Consider the following 23,594-nt stretch of genomic DNA (forward strand, 5'->3'; position numbering starts at 1 on the left):
ACGCTCCTTCACGCTGAGTTTCCTTTTGGCTTTGGACTTCTCCACCCTCAAGGGAACGACTAGATATTCACGATACCGGTGCTTTCCGATTCACACGAACATTTTCATTTTCAACATCATAATTTTTTCCGCGTCTTGTTGCAGATCTCGAAGTCGTAATGGTAGAAGGAAATCGCTTATGACTCAACCGTAACACTTTCTTAAATTTCCTATGCCAAAAAATGCCCTCATTCAGGCTTTTCATCAGCTGGAAGCCTTCAAATGGAATCCGCAAGAGGGCTTCCGCCTCGCCTCAGGAAAAAACAGCCCCTATTATGTTGACTGTCGTATTGTATTGGCTCATCCGCACTCACGTCACCTTGTGGCTCAATTAGCCTATCACCTGCTTAAATCCTTAGATTTTACACTCATTGGCGGATTGGAAATCGGAGCAATTCCCCTGGCCACCGGTATTTCAGACTATGGGTATAGGGCCGATCCACAGCGGGAATGGCGCACGTTTGTCGTGCGCAAACAACCTAAGGATCATGGATTAGGCAAATTGATTGAAGGCACTATTCATCCCGGGGAAACAGCTTTAGTGGTCGACGATGTTTTAACAACAGGCGGATCCTTGATAAAGGCCGCCGAAGCAGCCAGGGCCCAGGGCTTAATTGTGACGCATGGATTAGTGGTGGTGGATCGATCTGAAGATGAAGGAAAAAGCAATCTGGCTCAGATGGACATTCAATTGCTGCCTCTTCTCACCCTGGAAGAATTAAGACAAACGCCTCCCTTCGTCCGGTAAGTCCTCGGAATATTTCCCGCCACGATTCAAAACCTTAATCGGTTCTTACAGCCACAACGGATAGGCATCCTATTTTAAAAAATTATCCAGTCCAAATTGATCTTTGATGACCATTTCAACTTCTTCACAACCTCAGTCGGTACTTTCCCTATTCCGGATGACTCACTTGACCGTCCCTTCTGACCAACCATACAATTTTAAAACAATTATTCAACGATTGTCTGGGCTATCCCTATTCAGAGAGGACAATGCCATCTGCCTTAACTTTCTCAAGCAAAAAAAGCCATTTCCAATACTACGGAGGACAACCATGAAACGCTTATCTTTTTCCTTAACAATCGCTCTTCTTTTTCTTGGATGGGGGAACCCCACCATCGTTACTGCTGAGCCCTACCTTTTAACGGTTCAGCAACTCAAAGCAGGACTGGAGAAAGCCTCCCAGCCCAAACAAAAAGGATTTGTGCTCGTCGATGTTCGGAGTCCAGACGAGCATATGAGTGGCTTCATTCCCGGAACGGATTTCAATATTGATTTTCGGGAAATGCAAGGACGCCACCAAGAGCTCAATGCACAACTGGATCAGCACATCGTGGTGTACTGCCAATCTGGACACCGCAGCAATATTGCTGCTGAAACCTTAATGGGATTAGGGTATCAGCATGTTTATAATGTGGAAGGAAGTATGAATGCCTGGACCGAAGCGGGGTACCCTATCGAACACCCCAAATAATCGAGAACAGCCTGCGGCAAAGATTGTTAGATTTCGGCTACAGTGGAATAGATACCGTTAAAGTCCTGATGCATTTCCCGGAAAGCCTCCAAAAGGTGTGGATCAAAATGTGTCGGTTTTGTTCTGTCACTCCCGTTTAAAATGATGTCGCATGTTTTCTCATGGGTAAAGGCTGGTTTGTATGGCCTTTGGCTTCGTAAGGCATCGTAAAGGTCGCACAGCATCACAATTCGGCCTGTGATGGGAATCTGTGTTCCCTTCAGCCCTCGAGGATATCCACTTCCGTCCCAACGTTCATGGTGAGTCAGCGCGACTTCCTTGGCCATCTCTAGCAAGGGAGACGTCGAGCCATCCAATAAACTCGCTCCCAAAAGGGGATGCTGTTTAATCGATTGCCATTCTTCTTCCGTCAACGGGCCATGCTTTCCAAGAACGGCATCTGGAACCCCGATTTTCCCCACATCATGCATTGGCGCAACGGCGAATAAACAACGAGCCCGTGGCTGATCCCAGCCAATAGCCAGAGCAAGCGATTGCGAGTAATGGCTTAACCGTTCAATATGTGCCCCTGTTTCCTCGTCTTTATAGCGTGACGCACGGGCTAAGCGTAGAATAGTATCGGCATAAGCCTGCTCCAATTCACAATTTTTCCGTTGCTCTGCCTCCAAGGAGAGCTTAAGGTCCCGGGCGTAGACAAGCATTTGGGCATGAGCTTTTTTAAGCAGTTGAGTTTTCTGGCCTTCCTGCTCCAACATCTGCTTGAGATCTTTGGCATAGGCCATGAGTTGCGAGCGGGCCGCCTGGATTTCCCCTGTGGCAGCTGCTTGGGAAGCTTCGGCCTTTGAATACGGCATAAATGATGAAAGAGAAATCCCATCTTCCTCCTTGGGTTTATCCTCATGCATTAGGCAAGTACTTCCCGAACTTTATGAATCAACTCTAATGGGCTAAATGGTTTGACCAAATACCCCGCAAGATCAAGAGAAGCTATCTGCTTACGTGCATCAAGCCCGTCTTTGGCGGTTAACATGACAATTGGAATTTTAGCCGTATCGGAGTATAGGCGAAGCTTTCGTACCACCTCACACCCATTTAAACCCGGCATCATCCAATCAAGAATCAATAGGTCGGGAATGTGGGTGCAAACGGCCTCCATCGCCGCGCAACCATCTATAGCAGTGAGAATCCGATACGAGGGATGTTCGAGAGTAACCTGGACCAGGAGCCTAAGATCTTCCTCATCATCGGCAATGAGGATCGTTTTCACAGGACCCACCATGGTGAACATTTCCTGCTGGTTGGCCCGAAAGGGCTCAGGGAATATCTAATCCATCACCGACATATTCATCCTCCTTGATGACATGATCGTCTTGCTGAGACGCAGGTTCAATAGCGTTGTATTGCTCAGAATTCCAATTATGATTTTCGACTTTTCTGGCCACGGTAATAAAACCGGAATGGGCAACCATTCGGTGATCGGGTCGAACGCTCCGGCCTTTAATATTCCACGTCCGCAACAACGTTTCAAAATTTTGAACCATGGTAAAAACTCGGCTCTGCTCCAAAGCCTGTACCGTTTGCATCACCTGCGGCACCGTCGGGACATAACTCAAATACAGACCCCCGGACCGTAATGCCCGTGCCGCATGCGGAACGACTCGCCAGGGCTCTGGAATATCCAATACCACCCGATCAAACATCCAGGAAGACGCCCCTTCCCCAATCTCGATACCTTCGTATGCATTTCGAATCTGAAGGAAATGGTTAGGTACCTTTCCCATGAACCGTTCAATGTTTTTCGTGGCCGTGGCCGCAAAATCCTCTCGCATTTCATAGCTCACCACACACCCACGATCCCCCACTGCACGCAAAAGAGCCATCGTTAATGCCCCAGAGCCCACCCCGGCCTCAAAGACCCTGGCTCCTGGATAAATATCCGCCCACATTGGAATGACGGCTAAATCTTTGGGATAAATCACCTGAGCTCCTCGAGGCATTTTCAAGGTATACTCAGCTAGCGTTGGATGAACGGCTACCATTAACTTTCCATTGGAAAACTGCACCACTGTCCCATCCGGTTTTCCAATAATGTCATCATGACTAATCCGGTCTCCACTATGCTGAAAGATTTCTCCGGCTTTAAGAGTGACCGCATAAGGCCGTTCTTTCTTGTCGATTAAATGAACTCGTTCTCCCGATTGAAATGTTTTCATAAGGCACGCATTCTAGCAAGGCTTTTCTCCGCTTTGATACCCACCATAATGGTGGAGACTTCTTAAGTGAACCAACTCGACAACTAATCGACATTTCAATGGGATCATTCTTGACACCCTCCCCATTCAGACGTATGATTAACCAACTTCAGTCTTTACATACCTATCGCCACCAAATTCTCCAAATTTTTTAGATCCTTTAATTTTGCAAGTGGCACTTGTGCGAAAGTTCTCAATATACAGAAACCGAACACCGGCTCTGGAACGGATCAGAAGAGTTTCCTTAACCCCAGCAACCTCGGCTACTCTTGATGCAGGAATAGTCGCATGATGAAAATAAGGGTCGTTGCCAATTTACCATGAAACGCCTTTTTACAGTTATAGGGCTTGGGCGCTTCGGCTATAGCGTGGCGCAAGGATTGGTTACCAAAGGATGCGAAGTACTTGCCATCGATAAGGATGAGGAAAAAATCCAGGCGATCAGTGACATTGCGACATTTGCCGTCCAATGCGATGCGACTGATGAACGCGCGTTAAAAGCAGTCAGTGCTCAAAACGTCGATGTGGCAGTCGTCAGTATCGGCGAAAACATTGAAGCCAGTATTCTTATTGTGCAAACACTCAAAGAAATGGGGGTAAAATCCATTGTGGCGAAGGCCGTGGCTCCAATCCAGGGAAAAATATTAATGAACCTAGGGGTCGATGAGGTCATCTACCCTGAACGAGATGCGGCTATCCGTCTCGCACACAGGCTGGTCTCACCGAGCGTACTTGAATATTTAGAATTGGCTCCAGGCTTTAGTGTGGAAGAGGTGTCCGTTTCAGAGAGCTTATCCGGATTAAGTCTTGAGGACGTTAAGATACGCGGAAAGCATAACTTGAATGTGATTGGGATAAAAAAACAAGTTACCAGAATGGTCAAGGGGCGTATGATGAAAGAAGAAATATTTAATTTCACACCAAAACCCGATGACGTCATTGAGAAAGGTGATGTCTTGGTCATGATTGGTCGCGAAGAAGATTTGGACCGTTTTTGCAATAACGTGTAAGAAATATAACAGTTCCGTCAATTACCTCTGCACTTTTTAACCCCTCACCGCCTCTCTCCTAAAAATTGTACGTTTTTCCCCTTTTGCACTATCCAGGGAATGCGACGGGCTACCGATTTCTTCAATAGCAATCCTATCATTTATAAATGATAGGAGAAATAGCACAGAGAGCAGTTTTATCGTTTGTTTTCATACTGTTATCCCTTGATGAAATGAAAGCTCCACTTCATACCAACGTAATTGAAGAAATTCATCCTTTCAAAAAAATGGCATAAAGAGCATTAAAATCCCTTTCCATTGATGAATAAGGACTGAAATATATCATTGGCTTGGTTTTTGCTTTTAGAGCATAATTTAAGATTCAAATTGATGTTGAACTATCGGCAAACGGAACCTGAACCCACAGGGGAAACTATCATGGAATACCAAACTGTTTTGGATGAGCCCACAGAAACCGAACTCGCAACCATAAAGACTGAGGGAGTCAAACCTTCTATCAGAGGATTCGGGCCAGCTCTCGAATCATTATATTTCCGATCATTTGGAAGCCGCCCTCTTCTCAGTAAAGATTCCGAGATTGAATTGGCGAAGGAGATTGACCAAGCGTCCAGAACAATCAGGGTCATTATCAAACAAAGCCTTCACCTCACACAGCCATTAAAAAAGGGACCAGAGAGAGAAGAAACAATTGCTTTACTCAAGGAAACATTTGCCTTAAGTGGTTTTTCGACTCCCGCCATTGAAAAATTGAAATCCGTTCTGTTGACCTTAGGCAAAACGTATCCCTCCATATCCTCATCCATTCAGGAGCTCTGCCAACAACTTCAAAAAGCGAAATTTCAACTAGAAAAAGCGAAATCTGAACTCGTTCAGCGAAATCTTCGCCTGGTTGTAGACATCGCGAAACGATATACGGGGCATGGATTGGCCTTTTTGGACTTAGTCCAAGAGGGGAATATCGGGCTTATGAAGGCGGCAGAACGATTTCAATATCGCAAAGGGTTTAAGTTCAGCACCTATGCCACATGGTGGATTCGACAAGGGATTACGCGATCACTTGCCGACCAATCTAGAACCATTCGTGTCCCCGTCCATTTAAATGAAATCTCCAATAAGATTGTTCGTGCCTCCAAACGGTTGACACAACAGTATGCCCGCCCAGTTCAGTTGGATGACATTGGAGAGGCGCTCAAATTGAGTGTGGAAAAAATTCATGACACCATTCAAGCCTTTCAAGATCCTATATCGTTAGAAACTCCGGTTGGAGATGGAGAAACCTTTCTCACAGACTTTATTCCCGATATGGGAACTTTGACGCCCGATGGACCTGTCTCACGCCAGGAGACGAACCAACAAGTCGAACGGATTTTGGATGCGCTGACTCCAAGGGAACAAATGGTGATCCGCCTGCGTTTTGGAATTGGCCAAAACGAGCCATGGACCCTTGAAGAAGTCGGACAAAGTATGTCGGTTACTCGAGAACGTGTTCGCCAAATTGAAGCCAAAGCCCTTCAAAAATTAAAGGAGCCTGCTATGAAGGATATGTTATATTCCATTAAGTAAAAGTTGTGTTCATTCCCTCATCACCCTTTGCATTCAACCATTTCTTTTAGGTGAACTTGCCTTTTCTGACCGAGGACTTGTCAACCAGCCAATCACCGCCTTACCATAGGGCTATTCGGTGCTTGTTTCATTCATGAACAAAGACCAGCGCACTTGTTGCCATCAGACCCTATTTACAGACTTCGACAAGAATTCAGAGGCCACCTTCAAGAATTCTACACCCATCTGAATCTGGCCCCGCCATACCATAGTATTGAAAAAGCGGTTCAACATTTTTCCAATACGCTCAGAACAAGACCTGAAGAATTCTCCCGTGGACTGCTACAAGATGCGTCAAAAAAATGGACTGTTTTTCAGGAAATTTTCTTAGCCTCTGGCTTACATAAAAAGCATCGAGGAATCATTCAACAATTAGCTCATTCTCATTATACGACTTTAGTTGATGCACCTGAATCGTGTCGCTTCCTTCAAAATTTTCAAACAAACTCGCAAAAATCCACAGTAAATCAACCACCGCCGCAGCCAATCCTTCCCCACTGACCAATTCTTAGTTACCATTTAGTGAAAAAAGTATACATTTGGGTGGTTTCTGCAACACCCAGAAACAAAAAGGCCTAATTTCAACTAAAAACTCGCCCTTTCTCTAAGTTATTACGTAGTACAAATTTTGCATGGTTTAATACTAAAGATTCACAGGAACTTATGCGTCATCAACAAACACTTGAAACATCATCATTTTTTTCTGGCATTGGTCTCCATTCTGGTAACCCAGCCTCAATTGCCATTCATCCAGCTCCGGTTAACACCGGGGTGGTCTTTGTGAAACATGTAGCTGATCAAATCCAGTCATGCCCAGCCAGCATCGCCTTTTTAGGACAAACCGATCATTGCACCACACTTCAAGTGGGTGATTTTGACATACAGACGGTTGAACATGTGTTAAGTGCACTAGCTGGCCTGGAAATCGATAATGCGTACGTGGAATTGCTTGGCAGTGAAATCCCTGCAGCAGACGGCAGTGCCACTCCATTCGTCGATTTGGTTTACCAAAGCGGGATTCTCACCCAGGAAGAACCACGCAAATACCTTAAAATTATTCAACCCATTACCGTGGAAGACGGGCACCGCTCAATCAGTGTTCTTCCCTCCGCACTCCCACAAATAACCTATTTCATTGATTTTCCTCATCCCCTTATACAACAACAGGAATATCACCATTTTTGCACGCCCCAAGATTATGGCAAAAATATTGCCGGAGCCCGTACATTCGCCTTTCAAAAAGAGGTGGAATTTTTATGGTCGCGAGGACTGGGGCTTGGTGGTTCACTACACAATACGGTCGTCTTTGCTGATACGAGATTGGTTAATGATGATGCCCTACGCTTCCCGGACGAATGTGTTCGACATAAAGTGCTCGACCTTATTGGCGATTTGTCATTATTAGGAATCCCCGTTATTGGTCATTTCTTCGCAAAATGCGCCGGGCACGCACTCCATACTCAATTGGTCCAAGCCATCATGCATAATCCTGACAAGTGGATCATGTTAAACGCGGGAGAATCCGGAAAGGATGGCATCTTGAACGGACAGTCCTCCTCCAATCCAACGATTCACCTACCTGAACTCCAACCTGCTTTTCACGCATTCTAACGCCTCTCTCTCTTTCTCCGCTGTGTGCCCTCAACTAATAATGCGTTTGCTATCTGCCTATCTAATAACAAAGAAGAAATCCTTTTCTCCATTGTCTTCATCCCCTACGCGTGGTAGCGTCTGGCATAACCATGAAACTCCAATCATTTGTCCGCCCTTACAGAACAAGCAGGCTTAAATTACTTTTCATTATTTGCGCCTGCCTTTTCCCGTGGACCCCCGTCTTAAGCGCTACACCAATAGAAAATGATCCCAAAGGATTCTTCGGCAGCCTCTGGGGCCATTCTCTTCAAGATCGCTCAGACCTAAAAAAAATCGATTCCATAGATTCATTGCATATCTATACGATGAAGCGCGGGGCACCCCGGCTTGGATCCACTGAGTTGGAATCCGTCAAACTTTATACCTTGGATGGAAAGTATGCTCGGGCCCTCTTTCATTACCAGGGGGAAGCTACCCACAAAGCCATCCTTCAGTACCTGAGAAATGAGTTTGGAAAAACAAACGACCCGTATGGATCCACTATCCGAGGGTTAAACCAACAGTACAATTGGCGCGGACCAGAAACCGAAATCACCCTTACCTACCATGGATTTCGAGAGCGGGGAACTTTAACTGTCGAGGGTCGGATCTATGCCCCATTGTTTCTTGACACACTTTCTGAGAATTCCTATTAATAGTTGAGTTTCCTTCGCGATCACTAACAATAAAACATCAGACCTTGTGATAATTCTCCGCAGACCTCGCATGGAGGCAATCATGTGTTTCTTTTCGGTTTACCTCTTCTCTCAATTAGGACGAGGGCCAAAGATTAAATGATTTCAAGGCGATAATTGGCTCTCCATACTCCAGGTGGCAACAACAATCGGTTTTAAAAAGTATTACTTCACCCCCGGTCATAACTTCCTGATACAAAAAATTAGAGAATTTCCCAATTGAAAGCATTGCGTTTTAACAGAATGTCACGGAATGCTAACTCATGCATTTCGGTTTCCTTAATCTGAAAAAGTGTCCACTCCTTCGGGATACATCCAAAGAAAAATGCCCGGGCCAAAGTTAACCCAGATTACCACCGTCTACTTGGTTGTGATCTTAGCCTCATAATTGAGGCATCGCGCCGACCACTTCCAGCTCGGCCAAGCCGACCCCATGACTAAATTCACCCCACACTAAACTCGGGTCATAGAGTGGAGCGAGCAAGGCACCATTAAGAAAAGCGATCGCAACGGGGGGAACAACACTTTTTGCATTTCCGGGTATGCCCCATTACAGTGAGCCCTGAACGATACTGAACTAATTCCGGGATGACAGCCTCCTCACTCCTGTCCTCTCCAACCTACCTTCTAGGCTTAGCCGTGTGTAACCCAATTCACCACACTCAAAGAGCACTCTTCATGGCATCCATGACTTCAATCGACCTCAACATGCTAGGGGTAAAAGAGGAGTCATGGACTCGGTCTGATAATGGAGGAAAGGCCATTCAAATCTGCTTTCATACTGTTCCAAATATAGCTCCGATGCCTCCGGACTCCCCTCAATGCATTGCTGGCCTCGTATGTAATCTTTCCTCTCTCCAGCAAAATTTCATGTAAAGCCCTTGACTCATCCTAAAACAAGGTTCACTATAGGTCCGTTTTTTAACGTTATCCTAGCCGAATACCAATAGGGACTCCATGTCCAATCACATTCGCTCGGATCTTCTCGCCCTCAATCCCCATCAAACGGTTTCAATTCAGCGCGTTGGAATGGGCCATCATCAGGTCGTAATTGTAGATAATTTCTATCAATTCCCCGATGAAATTCTGAAGGTCGCGTTGAGCCTCCCCTATACCGACCGCTTCGAAATCGTGGGAAATTTTCCGGGAGTCCGAGCCCGCCTCAATTATGAGCACCGGGAACTTGTGGAATCTCTCAGTGCACTTTGGGGATGCCCTCTCTTCACATTTTTTTCTCCCCAACCAGTCGTCTTTCAAGGTATTAAAACTGACAACTACGCGCTAAACGTTGGGCAACGGCAACCTCACATCGATCAGGATATTACCGCCATGGTCTATTTGAATCCTGCAGATTCATGTACGGGTGGAACCGGCTTATATCTCCACCGACCGACAGGACTCGAACGTGTACCACCTATACCCGACGGGACAATCCAACAACTTGCGAATCGACTGGAACTCAGCGACGAGTTTTTTACCAGCCCGGAAGGATATGAAAACTTCCAAAATAGCATGATTTTTAATCCACTCTTCGCTTGTCGTGACAATAGGTATATCAACGATGGCAATGAATATTGGGAATTACTGAAACTTATCGAGATGCGGCCAAACAGATTGATGATGTTTGATGGACGATGTTTTCATTCTCAGTACATCCAATCCGGCCACTACAACCAGGCCTTTCGGGTGAACCAAATCCTGTACCTCAGTCAAAAGGAAAAAATGCTCTGATTCTTTAATACCTCCGCCCCGCCTCCCCGCCCAACAAATCTTCTTTTGTTTTTATGAGATTTCCTACTCCTCCTTGTCCAAGCTTGAACAAATATCAAAACTTCCTAAGGGTTCTTTGTCTACATCTGGCTTACAGAATAGGAAAGAATATTCATCTCAACCACCGGTGAAAAAAGAAAAAGGCGATCTCCGAACGCATATAGATCCAGGCCATTGATGCTCTGCTCAGATCATCCCGGTCCAGTTCCCTGCAAGTACGCTTTTTCCTCGTAACCTTTCATCACCAGAAGAAACAGGCAGGCAACAAGAAACATGATGCCTGCAAAAAACCAATAGTAGTCTGGGCCGATCAACGCAACAGTCCCATCTGAATTCTGAATCCAATAATTTACAAAGGCGGTAAATCCGTTCCCTAAAGACACGGAAAGCAAAAATAAGCCCATCAGGAGCGATTTGAGTTTGAGTGGAGCCTGTGTATAGGAAAATTCGAGACAGGTAATCGACACCATGACCTCCGCCGCCGTAATCACCACGAAGGCCAATAACTGCCAGGCAATCGCCGGTTCCATCCCCGACTCAATTTGTTGCTCAATATAGGCTGAGATCAGAAACGCCCCAACCGCCATAAAAAAGCCCATAGCAATTTTTCGCAAAGATGTGAGGCGAACCATTTTATTCAAAACCGGATAGACCACATAGGTAAACAAAGGAATAAACACCATGATCAAGACCGGATTCACTGCTTGAATTTGCGAAGGCAACCATTCAACACCCATCCAGACCCGATCCATATGTTGCGCTTGAAGAACCCACGCTGAAGAGGTTTGGTCATAGAGGGACCAAAAAAATGCGACAAACACATAAATACCGGCCAACTTCCCAATCGCCCGCCAGGTCTGTGGACGAGAAAGCGCTTGAAATACACCTGAACGGTCAGGAGGAATATGTGCATAGTGGGTCCGGCCAGACCAAAAAATGATGGTCGCCACAAACATCAAGATGCCAGGCACCCCAAATGCCAGGCCAGGACCAAAATGTTCCAATAGCCAAGGGGTGAGCATCACAGACCCAAATGCCCCCACGTTAATGGCAAAGTAAAACCAGGCAAAGGCCTTGGTTAAAAGATGTCCATTGGCCAAACCAAACTGGTCACCTAAATTAGCTGAGACACAGGGTTTAATTCCCCCGGAGCCTATTGCGATTAAAGTCAATCCAACCAGCAGGCCGAATCGGGTGTGATCTAAAGCCAAAACGACATGGCCGCCACAATACACCAGAGAAAGGAGAATGATGGTTTTATATTTTCCCCAAAAGGCATCGGCCAAGATCGCCCCCAAAAAAGGGAAAAAATACACTCCCGAGGCAAACAGATGGAAATAACTTTTCGCTTCTGCCTCCCCCATAGGGTTCAAGCTTCCCTGTGTATTCAGCAACATCCCCGTCATAAACACCACCAGAATCGAACGCATCCCATAGTAACTAAATCGCTCAGCGCCTTCATTGACAACCAAATGCAGGACTCCCGATGGCATGGAAGCCGTGGTCATAGGTTCTGTTCGATATTCATGTTTTTTCATGAAACAACTTTCATCTGTAAGAAGTGGACAACCGTTGAAAATTCGTATAGATCCTATCCGGTGAGAACGGCTGTGTCAGTCCGACAAGCAAACCTCCGTCCCCACCGGAATGTCATTGTATAATGCCGACCCCATTCCTGCCATTCCCAGGCATAATCCTCTTGGTCAGTCTTTCAATTATAAGAATATGGCTTCCCCCGCCGGTACAGTCCAAGGAATCATCGGTTCCGACTCTTGATACGATGATTGTCACAGGTTCCGCCCAACCCACCCAACCCCACCAATCAACTCAAAGCATTACGACCCTCAATGCTGAACAGATTGCCCCCCTTCAGCCCAATCGGGTGACCACCATCCTCCAGCAAATCCCAGGACTCCATACCGATGAGATGAGCGGGAGAAGTGGAATCAGCTCAGTGTATCTCCGAGGTGCCGATCCCAACTTCACCTTAATTATGCTGGATGGGGTCCCCATGAATGACTCAACCAACCAGCGAGGCGGATCAGTTGATCTTTCCACTATTCCTATTGATCGGATCGAGCGCGTAGAAATTGTTCGGGGACCCCTCTCGGCATTTTATGGTTCTGAAGCCATGGCGGGCGCAATCAATTTCATTACCAAATCAGCTACCACGGCTCCCTCCTTTCGCCTCCTGGGCGAAGGAGGCCGATACGATTATCTCAAAGGGCTTGCCCAAACCGGAGGATCACTGGGACCATTGTCCGCCAATCTGACGCTGTCCCATACCCAAAATGGAGAGCAAATCGAGAAAGATTCATTTTTGATGGACTCGGCTGGATGGAATTTTTCCATTCAGACAGATCCCAATTTCGACATTCAACTAAACGGGCAATATACAGATTCAACGGTCCGGAGTTTTCCGGAAGGCAGTGGTGGGTCAAAACTGGCTTTACTCCGGGAAACCGAACGACGAAAGACCCAAGAATTTCTGACCGGTTTGTCAGCCTCATTTCACATTCCTTCGGGTTGGCAGCATCAGGTATTTCTGAGTGTGACCCGAAGACTTCAAGACGTGTCAAACCCGGGAATTCTTGCGACTCCAACCACCTATACCCTGCCTCCGGCTGACTTTGAAACTCTTTATACCCGTTTTCAAACACGCATGACGACAACATGGACGATCAGCCCCCAATGGAAATTTTCACTTGGTGAACAGCTGACTCATGAACGCGGAAGACGGAACGGGACTCAAGACCTGAGTTCCTTCGGAGGCTCCTCTGACCAGCCAGATGACTTTGCCATCCGGCGGACACTCGGAGGAGCCTTTGCGGAACTAACGTCCGTCTGGTGGCAAAAACTGACCCTGAATTCGGGTGTTCGAGCCGATATCTCACAAGGGTTCCAGCCGAAGATTAGCCCCAGAATTGGAGCGAAATATCAGCTGTTAAACTCAATCCAGATTCGTGGTGGCTATGGAAGGGGATTTAAATTGCCCAGCTTATCCAGTTTAGGAGACCCCTTAATTGGGAACCCTTCCTTACAACCCGAAACCAGCGTCGGGTGGGATCTCGGCCTAGACTATCACACATTCGATGAAAGATTTACCGCAACGATAGAATACTTTCACAACCGGTTCAGGAACCTTATTGACCTCGATCCCGACCTTCTCAATCAAGGAATTATTCGCCTGGCCAATATTGATGAGGCAAAAACTCATGGTTGGAATATTTCCCTGTCCCTCACGCCAATCCCTGCTGTTTCTTTCCAGTCTAGTCTCACCCACCTCACCACTCGAGTGACGGAAACCGGAGCTCAACTAAGAAACCGCCCCAAATGGCGCGGATGGGTGGGGGTTACGATGAAGCTATCTTCGACCCTCAATGTCAAAAGTCAAGTCACATGGGTCAGTTCCAGTTTTGATTTTCAAGTTCCAACCCAAACCACACGAGTAGGGGGATTTGCCAAGGCAGACATCACGGTCAATTACCATCCCTTTACCGAGTGGAGTTGCTATGCAGCCCTCGAAAATGTCACCAACTCCTCATATGAACAGTTTGCCGGATTCCCGGCTCCGCCCTTGACCTTTCGTTTAGGATTGGAATACCGGCCAGAATTGTAAGGTCAGAAAGTATTTCTCCAAAGGAGGCATGGGTGACATCATCAATCAAGTTTTCTCCATGAAGCTATCGCAGAAATCTGCTTAAGCCAGGTCGTGTTTTGACCGAAAAAGGAAAAGGCGTTGAAAAGAGGCAGGCGAAGATGTGAAACATCGCCTCCTACCTTACATTTCACTGGGAATCTTCCATGCAACTCATACTTCCGTTAGATCCGGTTCAGGACGAAGAGCGTTCCACGATTTTTGCCAGAATTAAAAGCTGTAAATCTTTGCCTATTCTGTCTCCCTTGGCCTCGACCATTCTAAAGATGTGCCAAAATGAGGAAACCCATGCCTCCGAATTAGCCGAGATCATAAGCCAGGATCCAGGAATGGCGGCTCAAATTTTATTTATGGCGAATTCGGGGTATTACGGCGGGTCCCGGCACAAAGTAACCAGCATCGGACAGGCCGTGACATTGCTTGGATTTTCAACGATCGCCAATCTGGCTCTATCTTTTTGTTTTTATCGTTTAATTAAAGACATGAAAGAGGTCTCAACATCCGGGATTGACCACGTAAAATTCTGGCGGCGATCCATTCTGGCCAGTGTCGCAGCTCGTGCCATTGGAACACACTTCGCCTTTTCTGATGTAGAGCTCATGTTTCTTGGTGCCCTGCTTCAGGACATCGGACTACTAGCATTAAACGAGGTGGCTTCAAGGGAAATTGCCTCACTCCAGGATTACAATCAGGACAATCATGCCAATTTACACCAGTATGAACTTGAAAACTTGGGAGTTGATCATTCACAGGTAGGAGCCTGGTTGGCCCAACATTGGCAACTTCCTGAGGAGTTTCAGGTGGCCATCCTCTATAGTCATACTCCTGAATTATTTGAGACTCCGCCGGACTTTCAATCTCTGGTGGATACCGTTGCACTCTCCGGTATCATCGCGGACATCTGGATTAATCCCGATACCGAAGCGGCCATTGCCTCAGCCCGTAAAAATAGTCAGGGTCGCTTATCCGTGCAACCGGAAGATTGGGAACCGATCCTTGGGCACATGATGACGGGAATTCCACAAATTGCCAGTTTTTTTCACAGCCGGATTGGGAACTTCGAAGACATCGCCCACATCCAGCAAGTAGCCTTACAACAGTTGAACTCCACTGATCCTCAATTATTCAACTAACCAGAGCCAACTCCCGCCACTCTGACTCAGCCGTTCTTCCCCACCCCGTCATTCTCAGTTGCCAGACACAGTTGGTTCCGACCATTGTCTTTTGCCCGATACAACGCACGATCTGCACGTTCAAGCCAGGAAAGCACGGTTTCACCAGGAAGTAACTCCGCCAAACCGATCGATGCCGTGACCGGAATGGTGATATCTTGGCAAGAAAATCCCTCTCCTCTCACGGCATCCAGCAACCGCTCACCCAGTCGTTGACTCAGTTCCCCATCGGCTCCCTGAAGCAGGACACAAAATTCCTCCCCTCCATATCTGGCAATAAAATCAGTTTTTCTGGGAAAAGTCGATACCAGACGTTTCGCCACCTGCTGTAGCACCACATCCCCGGCCGGATGGCCATAGGTATCGTTCACAAGCTTAAAATGATCGATATCAACCATCAAAATGCAGGCCGATGTCCCAGAGAAAAAACTCATACTGGCCGTTCGTTCTAATTGAAGATCCAAGGCTCCACGATTATACAGCTGCGTCAGAGCATCCAGCGTCATTTGCTTTCGCGCGCCTCCCAGTTCCTCCTCAACAAGACGTAATTTTTCTCCAAGATTTTCCAATCGTTGTTGCTGGCGTTCTTTTCGTTCATCCACAAGAGCACTGATGCCTTCCACTACAGCCAATAAGGCCTGCTTCACATCGTGAAAAGAACCGTCCTCGGTTGCCGTGCGCAATTGAACGAGATGATTGGTCACTTTTTGATCAGTTTCCTGATCCTCGACAAACGCGCGCCCCATAATATTGGTAAATTCGCAAAGAACAGTTCGCATATCTTGGAGATTTCGGGTCACATAGGATTTTTCCTGTTGACGATGTCCATTAACAAATTGCGTGAGCGCCCCCCAATCACGGCGTGGGCTGGCCTCGGGTTTTTTGGAATCATCCGCATCAATCTGAGTGCCCACCAACACATGTCTCGCCCACCGTTCAAACTCTTTTTCTATATCCTCTTCCGACAATTGATCGAGTTCAAATGCATGACGGCCGAGACATCGCAAAACCCTGGCTAAGGCTTCAAAGGCCTTGTCGGACTCTTCGGAGATCTCTGTGGCCCGAGACCCGTTGGCGACCGGCTCTTTTTGGCCCCTATTCTCATTAGAGTGATCTTTTTTCCCAATGGACCAAGATCCTAACATTCCTTCCTCCTCTTCTATTCACTTCTGCCTCTGCCTGTGTCGGTGACCATCCAGCGAATGCATGGAGAGAGTGGGGTAACGGTTTGATTCCGTTATCGGCAATTCCTCTATGTCTCTTGAGTCACTTTTTGTTATGCTCTTCGCCAAGAGTTACAAAACACCATGTGTAAATGACTACCTTGATATTCCATTTCATCGTTCACGCGCATTTTTCCCTACACCCGTGAATCAACGTTACGCGATCTCCAGCAGACAAAATTCCCATTTCAAACGATGGGTATCGTTACTTGACTCTCATGGGATTAAACGTCATCGCCTCTGTCTCGTTTCCGGGAATAAACTCCGGAAGGAAATCGGAACGCATTCTGGGGTAACTGTCCACGAAATCTTACTTCCGCCATCTTGGACCTCCAGAGATGACCTTCCTTCTCAGGCCCTCCAGTATGATTTATCACATTCCCTGTTTCAGGAGTTGGACGTGTTTGGGACGAAAGAACCGCTCCTGGTCTGCGGTGTCCCCGAAATGTCGCGAAGAGATCTCAGCCAGGCCCCCAATGGATTGGAAGTCCTGTGCCCAATTGGAGACCCTGGGAACCTTGGAGCCTTACTTCGGTGCTGTCGAGCCTTTGACGTGCAAACGGTCGTGCTGCTTCAGGAAGCCGTACACCCCTTCCACCCGAAGGTCATTCGTGCCAGTAGCGGTGCGGTGTTTGTCCAGTCCTTGGAGTGGGCAGGCTCCATCACCGACCTGGATACCCCGGAAACCTTGCAATGGATTACCGCATTAGATTTACACGGCACGAATTTGTCTACGGTACAATGGTCTAAACATGTTCGATTACTTATTGGCGAAGAAGGCGTAGGTCTTCCACCCTTTCAGTTTTTGGAACGCCTGTGTATTCCTCAAATCCATCCATCGATTCCATTAAATGCGACAGTCGCAGGCAGCATCGCCCTCTATGCGTATCGCCAACACCACTCACCGCCCTAACCAATTGCGATCCCACCAACTATGAGGCACTCCGTCCCTAGTGGTAGCACCATGCAAACAGAGCAACATCCACACATCTTACCCACACACCATAGCCGCTTCAGGATCAGGGTCTTACGATGATTCAACCAGGCAGATATCGTCACTATAAAGGGAAAGAATACCAGGTTATTGGCGTCGCCAAACATTCCGAAACTGAAGAAGATCTCGTGGTCTATCGGGCACTCTATGGCGAATTCGGCCTTTGGGTCAGACCGGAAAAGATGTTTAGGGAAAAAATTGAAATAGGGGGAAAACTCGTCTTCAGATTTGAATGGATCGACGGTGCCAACGCCGGTACAGACACCACGACCAAACCCTGAGAAGGGTAACCGGAATCCGTCTGATCTGACAGGCCGCCTTCCATTTTGCGTGCCAGCCCGGCCAGACACCTCATTTATGATTTGGCTTCGGGAGGCTCGTGTGAATTTCCCCAGTCAAAGACCGTGCCTGCCATGCACCTTGTTTGAAAAACAATCTATAGAATTCTCCATCGACTCTCACAACTGTTCTGCCAACACCGCACGCGTTTGTTCTTCTCGATAGGCATTCAACCGTTTGGAGAGAGAAACATCTGCCAAGGCTAAAATCGCAGCAGCCAACAACGCCGCATTCACCGCTCCAGCACCCCCTATCGCCAAGGTTCCTACAGGTAAACCTTTGGGCATCTGCACAATGGACAAGAGGGAATCGAGGCCTTGCAGAGCCTTTGATTGCAGGGGGACACCCAACACCGGCAATTGAGTTTTGGCCGCAATTGCCCCGGCCAAATGGGCCGCCCCTCCAGCCCCGGCAATATACACTTGCACTCCACCAGTTTCCGCCTCACGAATATAATCCCCCAAGGCATCTGGAGCCCAATGCGCAGAAAACACCCGATTCTCATGAGTTATATCCAGTTTAGTAAGCATTTCACCGGCTAACCGCATAGTATCCCAATCCGATTTGCTGCCCATGAGAATTGCAACCCGAAATGATGACTCAGCCATAACCTCTTGTACTCCTTCTTACCTTATCTATTCGTAGATGACGAGGGATGGGCGAAAGGTCCATGGTTTCTTAAACGGGCTTACGATACCGCATCATGACCCAAGTTGACCATATAACAGGAACTGTCTTACACTAAATTTCCTCTGTTTTTGTAAGATTTTTCTTTAGGAGCTAAAAAAATTTTCTCGCGGGATTTTATATACCGGAGAGATGCATTATTCACCTCATTCATAATGGGAGAGAAAAATTATGGCAATTCGTCTAGGAGATGAGGCACCGAATTTTACAGCAGAAACGACGCAAGGTACCGTGAATTTCCATGAATGGCTCGGTGACGGATGGGGCATACTCTTTTCACATCCGAAGGATTTCACCCCCGTGTGCACCACGGAATTGGGAACCATGGCGAACATGACGGAAGAGTTTAAAAAACGAAATGTGAAAGTGTTGGCTATCAGCGTGGATCCGCTCGACTCCCATAAAGGTTGGATTAAAGACATTAATGAAACTCAACACTGCACGGTGAGTTATCCCATTATTGCGGACCCCGAAAAAAAGGTCGCGAACCTCTATGATATGATTCATCCCAATGCCCTTGATAATATGACCGTTCGCTCGGTGTTCGTAATCGGGCCGGATAAGAAGGTCAAATTAACCCTTACCTATCCCGCATCAACTGGCAGGAATTTCAACGAAATTCTTCGCGTCATTGACTCACTGCAATTAACGGCCAAACATAAAGTTGCCACACCGGCAAACTGGAAAGACGGAGAGGATTGTATTATCACACCAGCCGTAACGGATGCAGAAATCCCCGCACTGTTCCCGAAAGGTCATCGTGCAGTAAAACCTTATCTGCGCTTTACCCCGCAACCCAACCGTTAGAGCTTCTGAAAAAATTGAGGCAGCGCCATACACATGTGGCGCTGCCTGACACATCAACCTTTCCTCTCCCCATCCCCTCCCAATTGCTGAAGTCGTCAGGTTCTCACATGCCTTCTAGCCCTATACACCTTCATCACGACTATTTCACGGATTACAGGGGGGTACCTCAGAATCGCATGCGCCCAAGGACCACACATATTCGGAAGAACAAATGCACTCAAGTTCTGCACGGGGTAGACCGCGGACAGACAAGTGAAATATCCCCCTCAGGACTCGCTTCCGTTCAACTCTCCTCAGAAGACGCTTGAAAATCGAGAAACACCTGTAGGCATTCAAGAGAAAAGTTGAAAAAGGACAAGAACGAATGGCAGGAAAATATCAGTCAAGATTGATGGGTCTCAAACAGGGCTACCTCCAACTCATAGGTATGATGACAGGAGCCACATTTGAAGTCTACCGCAGACTGTTCGATATGGACCAAGCTGACCCGGACATCCTGAGGATGATTCTGAACACATCTTTGAAGCCGAAGTAGTTCCTGACTCGCGATTTCGGTACCCGACTCCGTGGATACGAGGGCCTGCGGAAGGGTTAAGCGATGGCGCATCTGACAATTTGTACACAGCACCCCGACAATTTGCGGAGGAGAAACCAGCTTCACATTCAGACAAAGCGGATGTACTGAGAAACATTGCTGAAGAAACGCTCCGCTTTTATGCACGCTCATACGGTTAATCCATCAATTCTCTGGTGTGAAAATTCCCATCACTACTGTGAGTATCTCTTGCTGACTTCTGTGAAATAAATCATGCCTAGCCGGAAAGTCCCCGTTGAAACGGATCGGGGGGTTGGGGAATTTGGCAGAGCTCCCGCTCCCAATGGCGAAGGATCTCTTCTTTGTCAAAGGTCAAAACATACATAAAACAATATACTTTTTCACGTGGACCTCCTTGAGCCCCACCCATCAGGCTTCCAGCCTGCTTACCCAAGGCTTTGACTCCGGACGGATCCAATTCACTTTCGGACACGGCAAACCTGTACGTCCAAGTGGTCTTGTCCGAAAGCAATGGATCTTTAACTATATGAGGTTTTCCTAGCTTCCCTTTGATATCCGACTGCGTTAACACCCCCACGCCATCGTCGAAATAGCTATCACGCCAATGAGAACAGGCTGCAAGTACGAGACAGAGCATAAGAACTACCCATGGATTCAATTGGTGCACAACAAGACGATGAGCCATCGCACTACCGGATGATTCAGTCATCCCCCTTGCCTTGTGAACCCGCAAAACAGGCTTTCACTAATGCAAACACTTGTGCGACTAAGCCCGTCGCAATCATCCCTAAAGCGGTCGGAAGCATGGGAGAGCCAGGATGTTCTAATCCATGAATACCCAGCATAAATCCTACCGCGACACACAGAATCCCAATGACTCTGGCAATCATAACGGAACGGCGTTTCCCGGTCGATGTTGAAACAGGAGGAGACTTCTCTGAGGAAGAAGGACTATTGACAGGTTCTCTTGCCATCCTTATTCCATTAGGATTTGGTCAGTTTTCTGTAACGAATTTGATGGGGACGTTCTGCAGCCTTCCCTAATCGCTTTTTGCGATTAGCCTCATATTCACTGTAATTGCCTTCATACCAACTCACCTGGCTGTTTCCTTCAAAGGCTAATATATGGGTGGCCACACGATCCAGAAACCATCGGTCATGACTGCTGATCACCGCACATCCTCCGAAATGATTCAATCCCTCCTCTAAAGCCCGCAGAGTGTTGACATCCAGATCGTTCGTCGGCTCATCCAGTAATAACAGATTCGCACCCTCTTTCAGCGTGCGGGCTAAATGCACACGGTTGCGTTCTCCACCGGATAAATCCTTCACCATTTTTTGTTGATCAGACCCTGAAAAATTAAATCGGGACACATACCCACGCGAATTCACTTCCATCTTTCCTAATGTAACGGTTTCTTTTCCATCAGAAATACATTCCCAGACGTTCAAATTACCATCAATCTCGCGATTCTGATCAACATAGCCCAGTGTAACGGTTTCACCCAAAGTCAGAGTGCCGGTATCCGGCTTAACCAGCCCGGCAATAATTTTAAATAGAGTGGACTTTCCCGCCCCATTTGGCCCAACCACACCAACGATGCCACCTTTGGGCAAAGAAAACGAGAGAGTATCAAACAGCAGGGAATCCCCATAGCTCTTCGAGAGATTGGTGGCTTCCACCACGACATCACCAAGACGCGGGCCGGAAGGGATATAAATCTCCAAATCGTCTGTTTGTTGGCTCTGCTCTTCACTCACTAATTGTTCATATTTCGTGACGCGGGCTTTCCCCTTAGCCTGGCGGCCTTTGGGAGACATGCGAATCCATTCCAGTTCCCGTTCCAACGTTTTTTGTCGTTTCGACTCGGATTTTTCTTCCTGCGCCAGTCTGGCCTGCTTCTGCTCCAACCAGGAAGAATAGTTGCCCTGGAAGGGAATCCCTTGTCCACGGTCCAACTCCAGAATCCAACCAGCCACATTGTCTAAAAAATACCGGTCATGGGTCACCGCAATCACGGTGCCCTTATACTCCTGAAGGTGCTGCTCCAACCATCCCACCGTCTCCGCATCTAAATGGTTTGTGGGCTCGTCAAGCAACAAGATGTCGGGTTCCTGGATCAGCAACCGGCACAGAGCCACCCTACGACGTTCGCCCCCGGACAAGTGGTCAACTCTGGTATCCGGTGGTGGACAGCGGAGGGCATCCATGGCGATTTCCAACTGATGCTCCAATTCCCACCCGTTGACCGCTTCGATTTGCTCTTGCAGTCTGCCCTGCCGTTCGAGCAACTTTTCCATCTCTTCAGGACTCACATCTCCCGAAAAGGCCTGACTGATCTCTTCGTAATCTCGAAGCAATTTGGCAACCTCGGCCCGCCCTTCTTCAACGACTTCTTTCACCGTTTTTCCAGGCTCCAAATACGGCTCCTGTTCAAACAGTCCTATGGAATACCCCTTTGAGAAGGTAATTTTCCCGATATAGTTGGTATCCACGCCGGCAATAATTCTGAGAAGGGTACTCTTTCCCGATCCATTCAATCCCAAAACCCCGATTTTTGCCCCGTAAAAAAATGAGAGATAGATATCTTTCAAGACCTGCTTTTTCGGGGGATGGATGCGGCCCACACCCACCAGAGAAAATATAATTTGTCGATCATTCGTACTCATGCCGTTCGCTCCAATCAGTTCTCACACGATCCAAGATTTGTCAGGGTTGCAAGAAAGCACATGCAGATGTCAACCTTACCAAAGGAATACGAAGATTCACAATGCAGGGCGGCAAATGGGCCCTCTTTCCTTACAAAATGGGACTGGGATATGCTGCCCATAAAGGAAAGGATCCGTCATGGAAACACGCCATTGAATTACAGGCGAGACAGAGTATGATAAATAAAAGCCCTCATGACCCAGGTCCTTCAGATTGTGAAACACGCTCAAATATCTCGCTCAACATCTTGTCCATCTACATGTAGATCTACCACCTTGCCCAACAACATCAAATACTGTGCTCAATGTGGAAGCGTCGTTGAAGAAAGAATTCCTTCGGGTGAATCCCTTCTCAGAGCCGTCTGTCCATCTTGCCATACCATCCACTATGAAAACCCCAAGATCGTGGCGGGCAGTATTCCTGAATGGGAAGACAAAATTCTCCTATGCCGACGGGCCATCGAACCTCGTTTAGGCCTCTGGACCTTCCCGGCTGGATTTATGGAATTAGGCGAAAGCACCGAAGAGGCTGCAACCCGGGAAACCCTTGAAGAAGCACACGCGGAAATCACCATTCATAGATTATTCGGTATATTTAGCCTTCCACATGTCTCTCAAGTCTATGTGGTTTACCGGGCCCATCTACAAAACCTGAACTTTAAACCGGGTCCGGAAAGCCTGGATGTCCAACTGATTTCCCTGGCCGACATCCCCTGGAAACATCTGGCCTTCCCCGTCATCCATGAATCATTAACTCGATACGTCAAGGATATCCAGACCTCCACCTCTCAAACCCATTCTTCCGTCGTCCCCATCCAAAAGCCTCCGTCCTTTTATTCATCCTAACCGTCGAGCGACGATGAAGTTCTCAAATCAAAACGAATAGACGAAAAGGAAAGTGGCGGGAATTACTTTGCCCTGATTGAACGCCAGGAAGGTCGCACTGTCTTCCTGTAATGTCCGCTTTCACA

At 47.4% G+C, this 23,594-nt stretch carries 22 protein-coding genes and 1 pseudogene; 13 read left to right on the top strand and 10 right to left on the bottom strand.

The window, feature by feature from the left end:
• Positions 1-211 precede the first annotated feature (211 nt).
• Together pyrE and PP769_RS17560 are read left to right on the top strand one after the other, a co-directional pair.
• Complete coding sequence (gene pyrE, locus PP769_RS17555; RefSeq protein WP_312642635.1) at positions 212-787, top strand: orotate phosphoribosyltransferase; 576 nt, start codon at positions 212-214, stop codon at positions 785-787.
• Positions 788-1,097: 310 nt separating this feature from the next.
• Positions 1,098-1,517, top strand: a complete 420-nt coding sequence (locus tag PP769_RS17560; protein ID WP_312642643.1) for a rhodanese-like domain-containing protein — start codon at positions 1,098-1,100, stop codon at positions 1,515-1,517.
• A gap of 26 nt (positions 1,518-1,543) precedes the next feature.
• Here PP769_RS17560 and PP769_RS17565 read toward each other — a convergent pair whose 3' ends face one another.
• The 3 genes from PP769_RS17565 to PP769_RS17575 are packed head-to-tail and all read right to left on the bottom strand — an operon-like array spanning position 1,544 to position 3,730.
• Entirely contained in the window at positions 1,544-2,422 is an 879-nt protein-coding gene (locus PP769_RS17565; RefSeq protein ID WP_312642648.1) for an HD-GYP domain-containing protein, read from the bottom strand.
• Positions 2,422-2,796 carry a response regulator transcription factor gene (locus PP769_RS17570; RefSeq protein WP_312642650.1) on the bottom strand — a complete coding sequence of 125 codons (375 nt, stop codon included), beginning with the start codon at positions 2,794-2,796 and terminating at the stop codon, positions 2,422-2,424. Before PP769_RS17570 ends, PP769_RS17565 begins: the two co-directional genes overlap by 1 nt.
• A gap of 34 nt (positions 2,797-2,830) precedes the next feature.
• Positions 2,831-3,730, bottom strand: a complete 900-nt coding sequence (locus PP769_RS17575) for a tRNA (adenine-N1)-methyltransferase (protein WP_312642652.1) — start codon at positions 3,728-3,730, stop codon at positions 2,831-2,833.
• A gap of 359 nt (positions 3,731-4,089) precedes the next feature.
• On the opposite strand from PP769_RS17575, the gene PP769_RS17580 reads away from it, so the two are divergent.
• From PP769_RS17580 to PP769_RS17600, 5 genes and pseudogenes are all read left to right on the top strand, one after another.
• Positions 4,090-4,779 (top strand): potassium channel family protein, encoded by a 690-nt coding sequence (locus PP769_RS17580; protein WP_312642654.1) that lies wholly within the window; start codon positions 4,090-4,092, stop codon positions 4,777-4,779.
• Positions 4,780-5,631: 852 nt separating this feature from the next.
• Positions 5,632-6,342: pseudogene (locus PP769_RS19850) on the top strand (sigma-70 family RNA polymerase sigma factor); the annotation flags it as partial.
• A 702-nt stretch (positions 6,343-7,044) separates the two neighbouring features.
• A complete protein-coding gene (gene lpxC, locus PP769_RS17590; protein WP_312642659.1) occupies positions 7,045-7,992 on the top strand; it encodes a UDP-3-O-acyl-N-acetylglucosamine deacetylase in 948 nt (315 codons plus the stop codon).
• Between the two features lie 347 nt (positions 7,993-8,339).
• A complete protein-coding gene (locus tag PP769_RS17595) occupies positions 8,340-8,669 on the top strand; it encodes a hypothetical protein (RefSeq protein ID WP_312642661.1) in 330 nt (109 codons plus the stop codon).
• A gap of 996 nt (positions 8,670-9,665) precedes the next feature.
• Positions 9,666-10,439 (top strand): DUF6445 family protein, encoded by a 774-nt coding sequence (locus PP769_RS17600; RefSeq protein ID WP_312642663.1) that lies wholly within the window; start codon positions 9,666-9,668, stop codon positions 10,437-10,439.
• 230 nt (positions 10,440-10,669) lie between these two features.
• Here PP769_RS17600 and PP769_RS17605 read toward each other — a convergent pair whose 3' ends face one another.
• Positions 10,670-12,016 (bottom strand): POT family MFS transporter, encoded by a 1,347-nt coding sequence (locus PP769_RS17605; protein ID WP_312642666.1) that lies wholly within the window; start codon positions 12,014-12,016, stop codon positions 10,670-10,672.
• 242 nt (positions 12,017-12,258) lie between these two features.
• On the opposite strand from PP769_RS17605, the gene PP769_RS17610 reads away from it, so the two are divergent.
• Both PP769_RS17610 and PP769_RS17615 read left to right on the top strand, forming a co-directional pair.
• Positions 12,259-14,097, top strand: a complete 1,839-nt coding sequence (locus PP769_RS17610) for a TonB-dependent receptor (RefSeq protein ID WP_312642673.1) — start codon at positions 12,259-12,261, stop codon at positions 14,095-14,097.
• A 185-nt stretch (positions 14,098-14,282) separates the two neighbouring features.
• Positions 14,283-15,269 (top strand): HDOD domain-containing protein, encoded by a 987-nt coding sequence (locus PP769_RS17615; RefSeq protein ID WP_312642675.1) that lies wholly within the window; start codon positions 14,283-14,285, stop codon positions 15,267-15,269.
• A gap of 26 nt (positions 15,270-15,295) precedes the next feature.
• Here the strand turns inward: PP769_RS17615 and PP769_RS17620 are convergent, their stop codons facing one another.
• Positions 15,296-16,453, bottom strand: a complete 1,158-nt coding sequence (locus tag PP769_RS17620) for a GGDEF domain-containing protein (RefSeq protein WP_312642677.1) — start codon at positions 16,451-16,453, stop codon at positions 15,296-15,298.
• A gap of 478 nt (positions 16,454-16,931) precedes the next feature.
• Between PP769_RS17620 and PP769_RS17625 the strand changes: the two genes are divergently transcribed.
• Both PP769_RS17625 and PP769_RS17630 read left to right on the top strand, forming a co-directional pair.
• Positions 16,932-17,444 carry a TrmH family RNA methyltransferase gene (locus tag PP769_RS17625; protein WP_312642680.1) on the top strand — a complete coding sequence of 171 codons (513 nt, stop codon included), beginning with the start codon at positions 16,932-16,934 and terminating at the stop codon, positions 17,442-17,444.
• A gap of 119 nt (positions 17,445-17,563) precedes the next feature.
• Positions 17,564-17,806, top strand: a complete 243-nt coding sequence (locus tag PP769_RS17630; RefSeq protein WP_312642681.1) for a DUF1653 domain-containing protein — start codon at positions 17,564-17,566, stop codon at positions 17,804-17,806.
• 177 nt (positions 17,807-17,983) lie between these two features.
• Here PP769_RS17630 and purE read toward each other — a convergent pair whose 3' ends face one another.
• Positions 17,984-18,472 carry a 5-(carboxyamino)imidazole ribonucleotide mutase gene (gene purE, locus PP769_RS17635; protein WP_312642683.1) on the bottom strand — a complete coding sequence of 163 codons (489 nt, stop codon included), beginning with the start codon at positions 18,470-18,472 and terminating at the stop codon, positions 17,984-17,986.
• 250 nt (positions 18,473-18,722) lie between these two features.
• Between purE and PP769_RS17640 the strand changes: the two genes are divergently transcribed.
• Positions 18,723-19,358 (top strand): peroxiredoxin, encoded by a 636-nt coding sequence (locus tag PP769_RS17640; RefSeq protein WP_312642685.1) that lies wholly within the window; start codon positions 18,723-18,725, stop codon positions 19,356-19,358.
• A 382-nt stretch (positions 19,359-19,740) separates the two neighbouring features.
• On the opposite strand, the gene PP769_RS17645 is transcribed toward PP769_RS17640, so the two are convergent.
• From PP769_RS17645 to ettA, 4 genes are all read right to left on the bottom strand, one after another.
• The gene (locus PP769_RS17645) at positions 19,741-20,085 is read right to left on the bottom strand and encodes a hypothetical protein (RefSeq protein WP_312642687.1); all 345 of its coding nucleotides are present in this window, start codon (positions 20,083-20,085) and stop codon (positions 19,741-19,743) included.
• An 85-nt stretch (positions 20,086-20,170) separates the two neighbouring features.
• Complete coding sequence (locus tag PP769_RS17650) at positions 20,171-20,623, bottom strand: hypothetical protein (RefSeq protein ID WP_312642689.1); 453 nt, start codon at positions 20,621-20,623, stop codon at positions 20,171-20,173.
• Positions 20,616-20,888, bottom strand: a complete 273-nt coding sequence (locus PP769_RS17655; protein WP_312642691.1) for a hypothetical protein — start codon at positions 20,886-20,888, stop codon at positions 20,616-20,618. Before PP769_RS17655 ends, PP769_RS17650 begins: the two co-directional genes overlap by 8 nt.
• A 10-nt stretch (positions 20,889-20,898) precedes the next feature.
• The gene (gene ettA / locus PP769_RS17660; RefSeq protein ID WP_312642693.1) at positions 20,899-22,584 is read right to left on the bottom strand and encodes an energy-dependent translational throttle protein EttA; all 1,686 of its coding nucleotides are present in this window, start codon (positions 22,582-22,584) and stop codon (positions 20,899-20,901) included.
• A 315-nt stretch (positions 22,585-22,899) separates the two neighbouring features.
• Between ettA and PP769_RS17665 the strand changes: the two genes are divergently transcribed.
• Positions 22,900-23,469 carry an NUDIX hydrolase gene (locus PP769_RS17665; RefSeq protein WP_312642695.1) on the top strand — a complete coding sequence of 190 codons (570 nt, stop codon included), beginning with the start codon at positions 22,900-22,902 and terminating at the stop codon, positions 23,467-23,469.
• Positions 23,470-23,594: the final 125 nt, after the last annotated feature.

It is taken from the genome of Candidatus Nitrospira allomarina (genome assembly GCF_032050975.1).
GTDB classification, from domain to species: Bacteria; Nitrospirota; Nitrospiria; order Nitrospirales; family UBA8639; genus Nitrospira_E; species Nitrospira_E allomarina.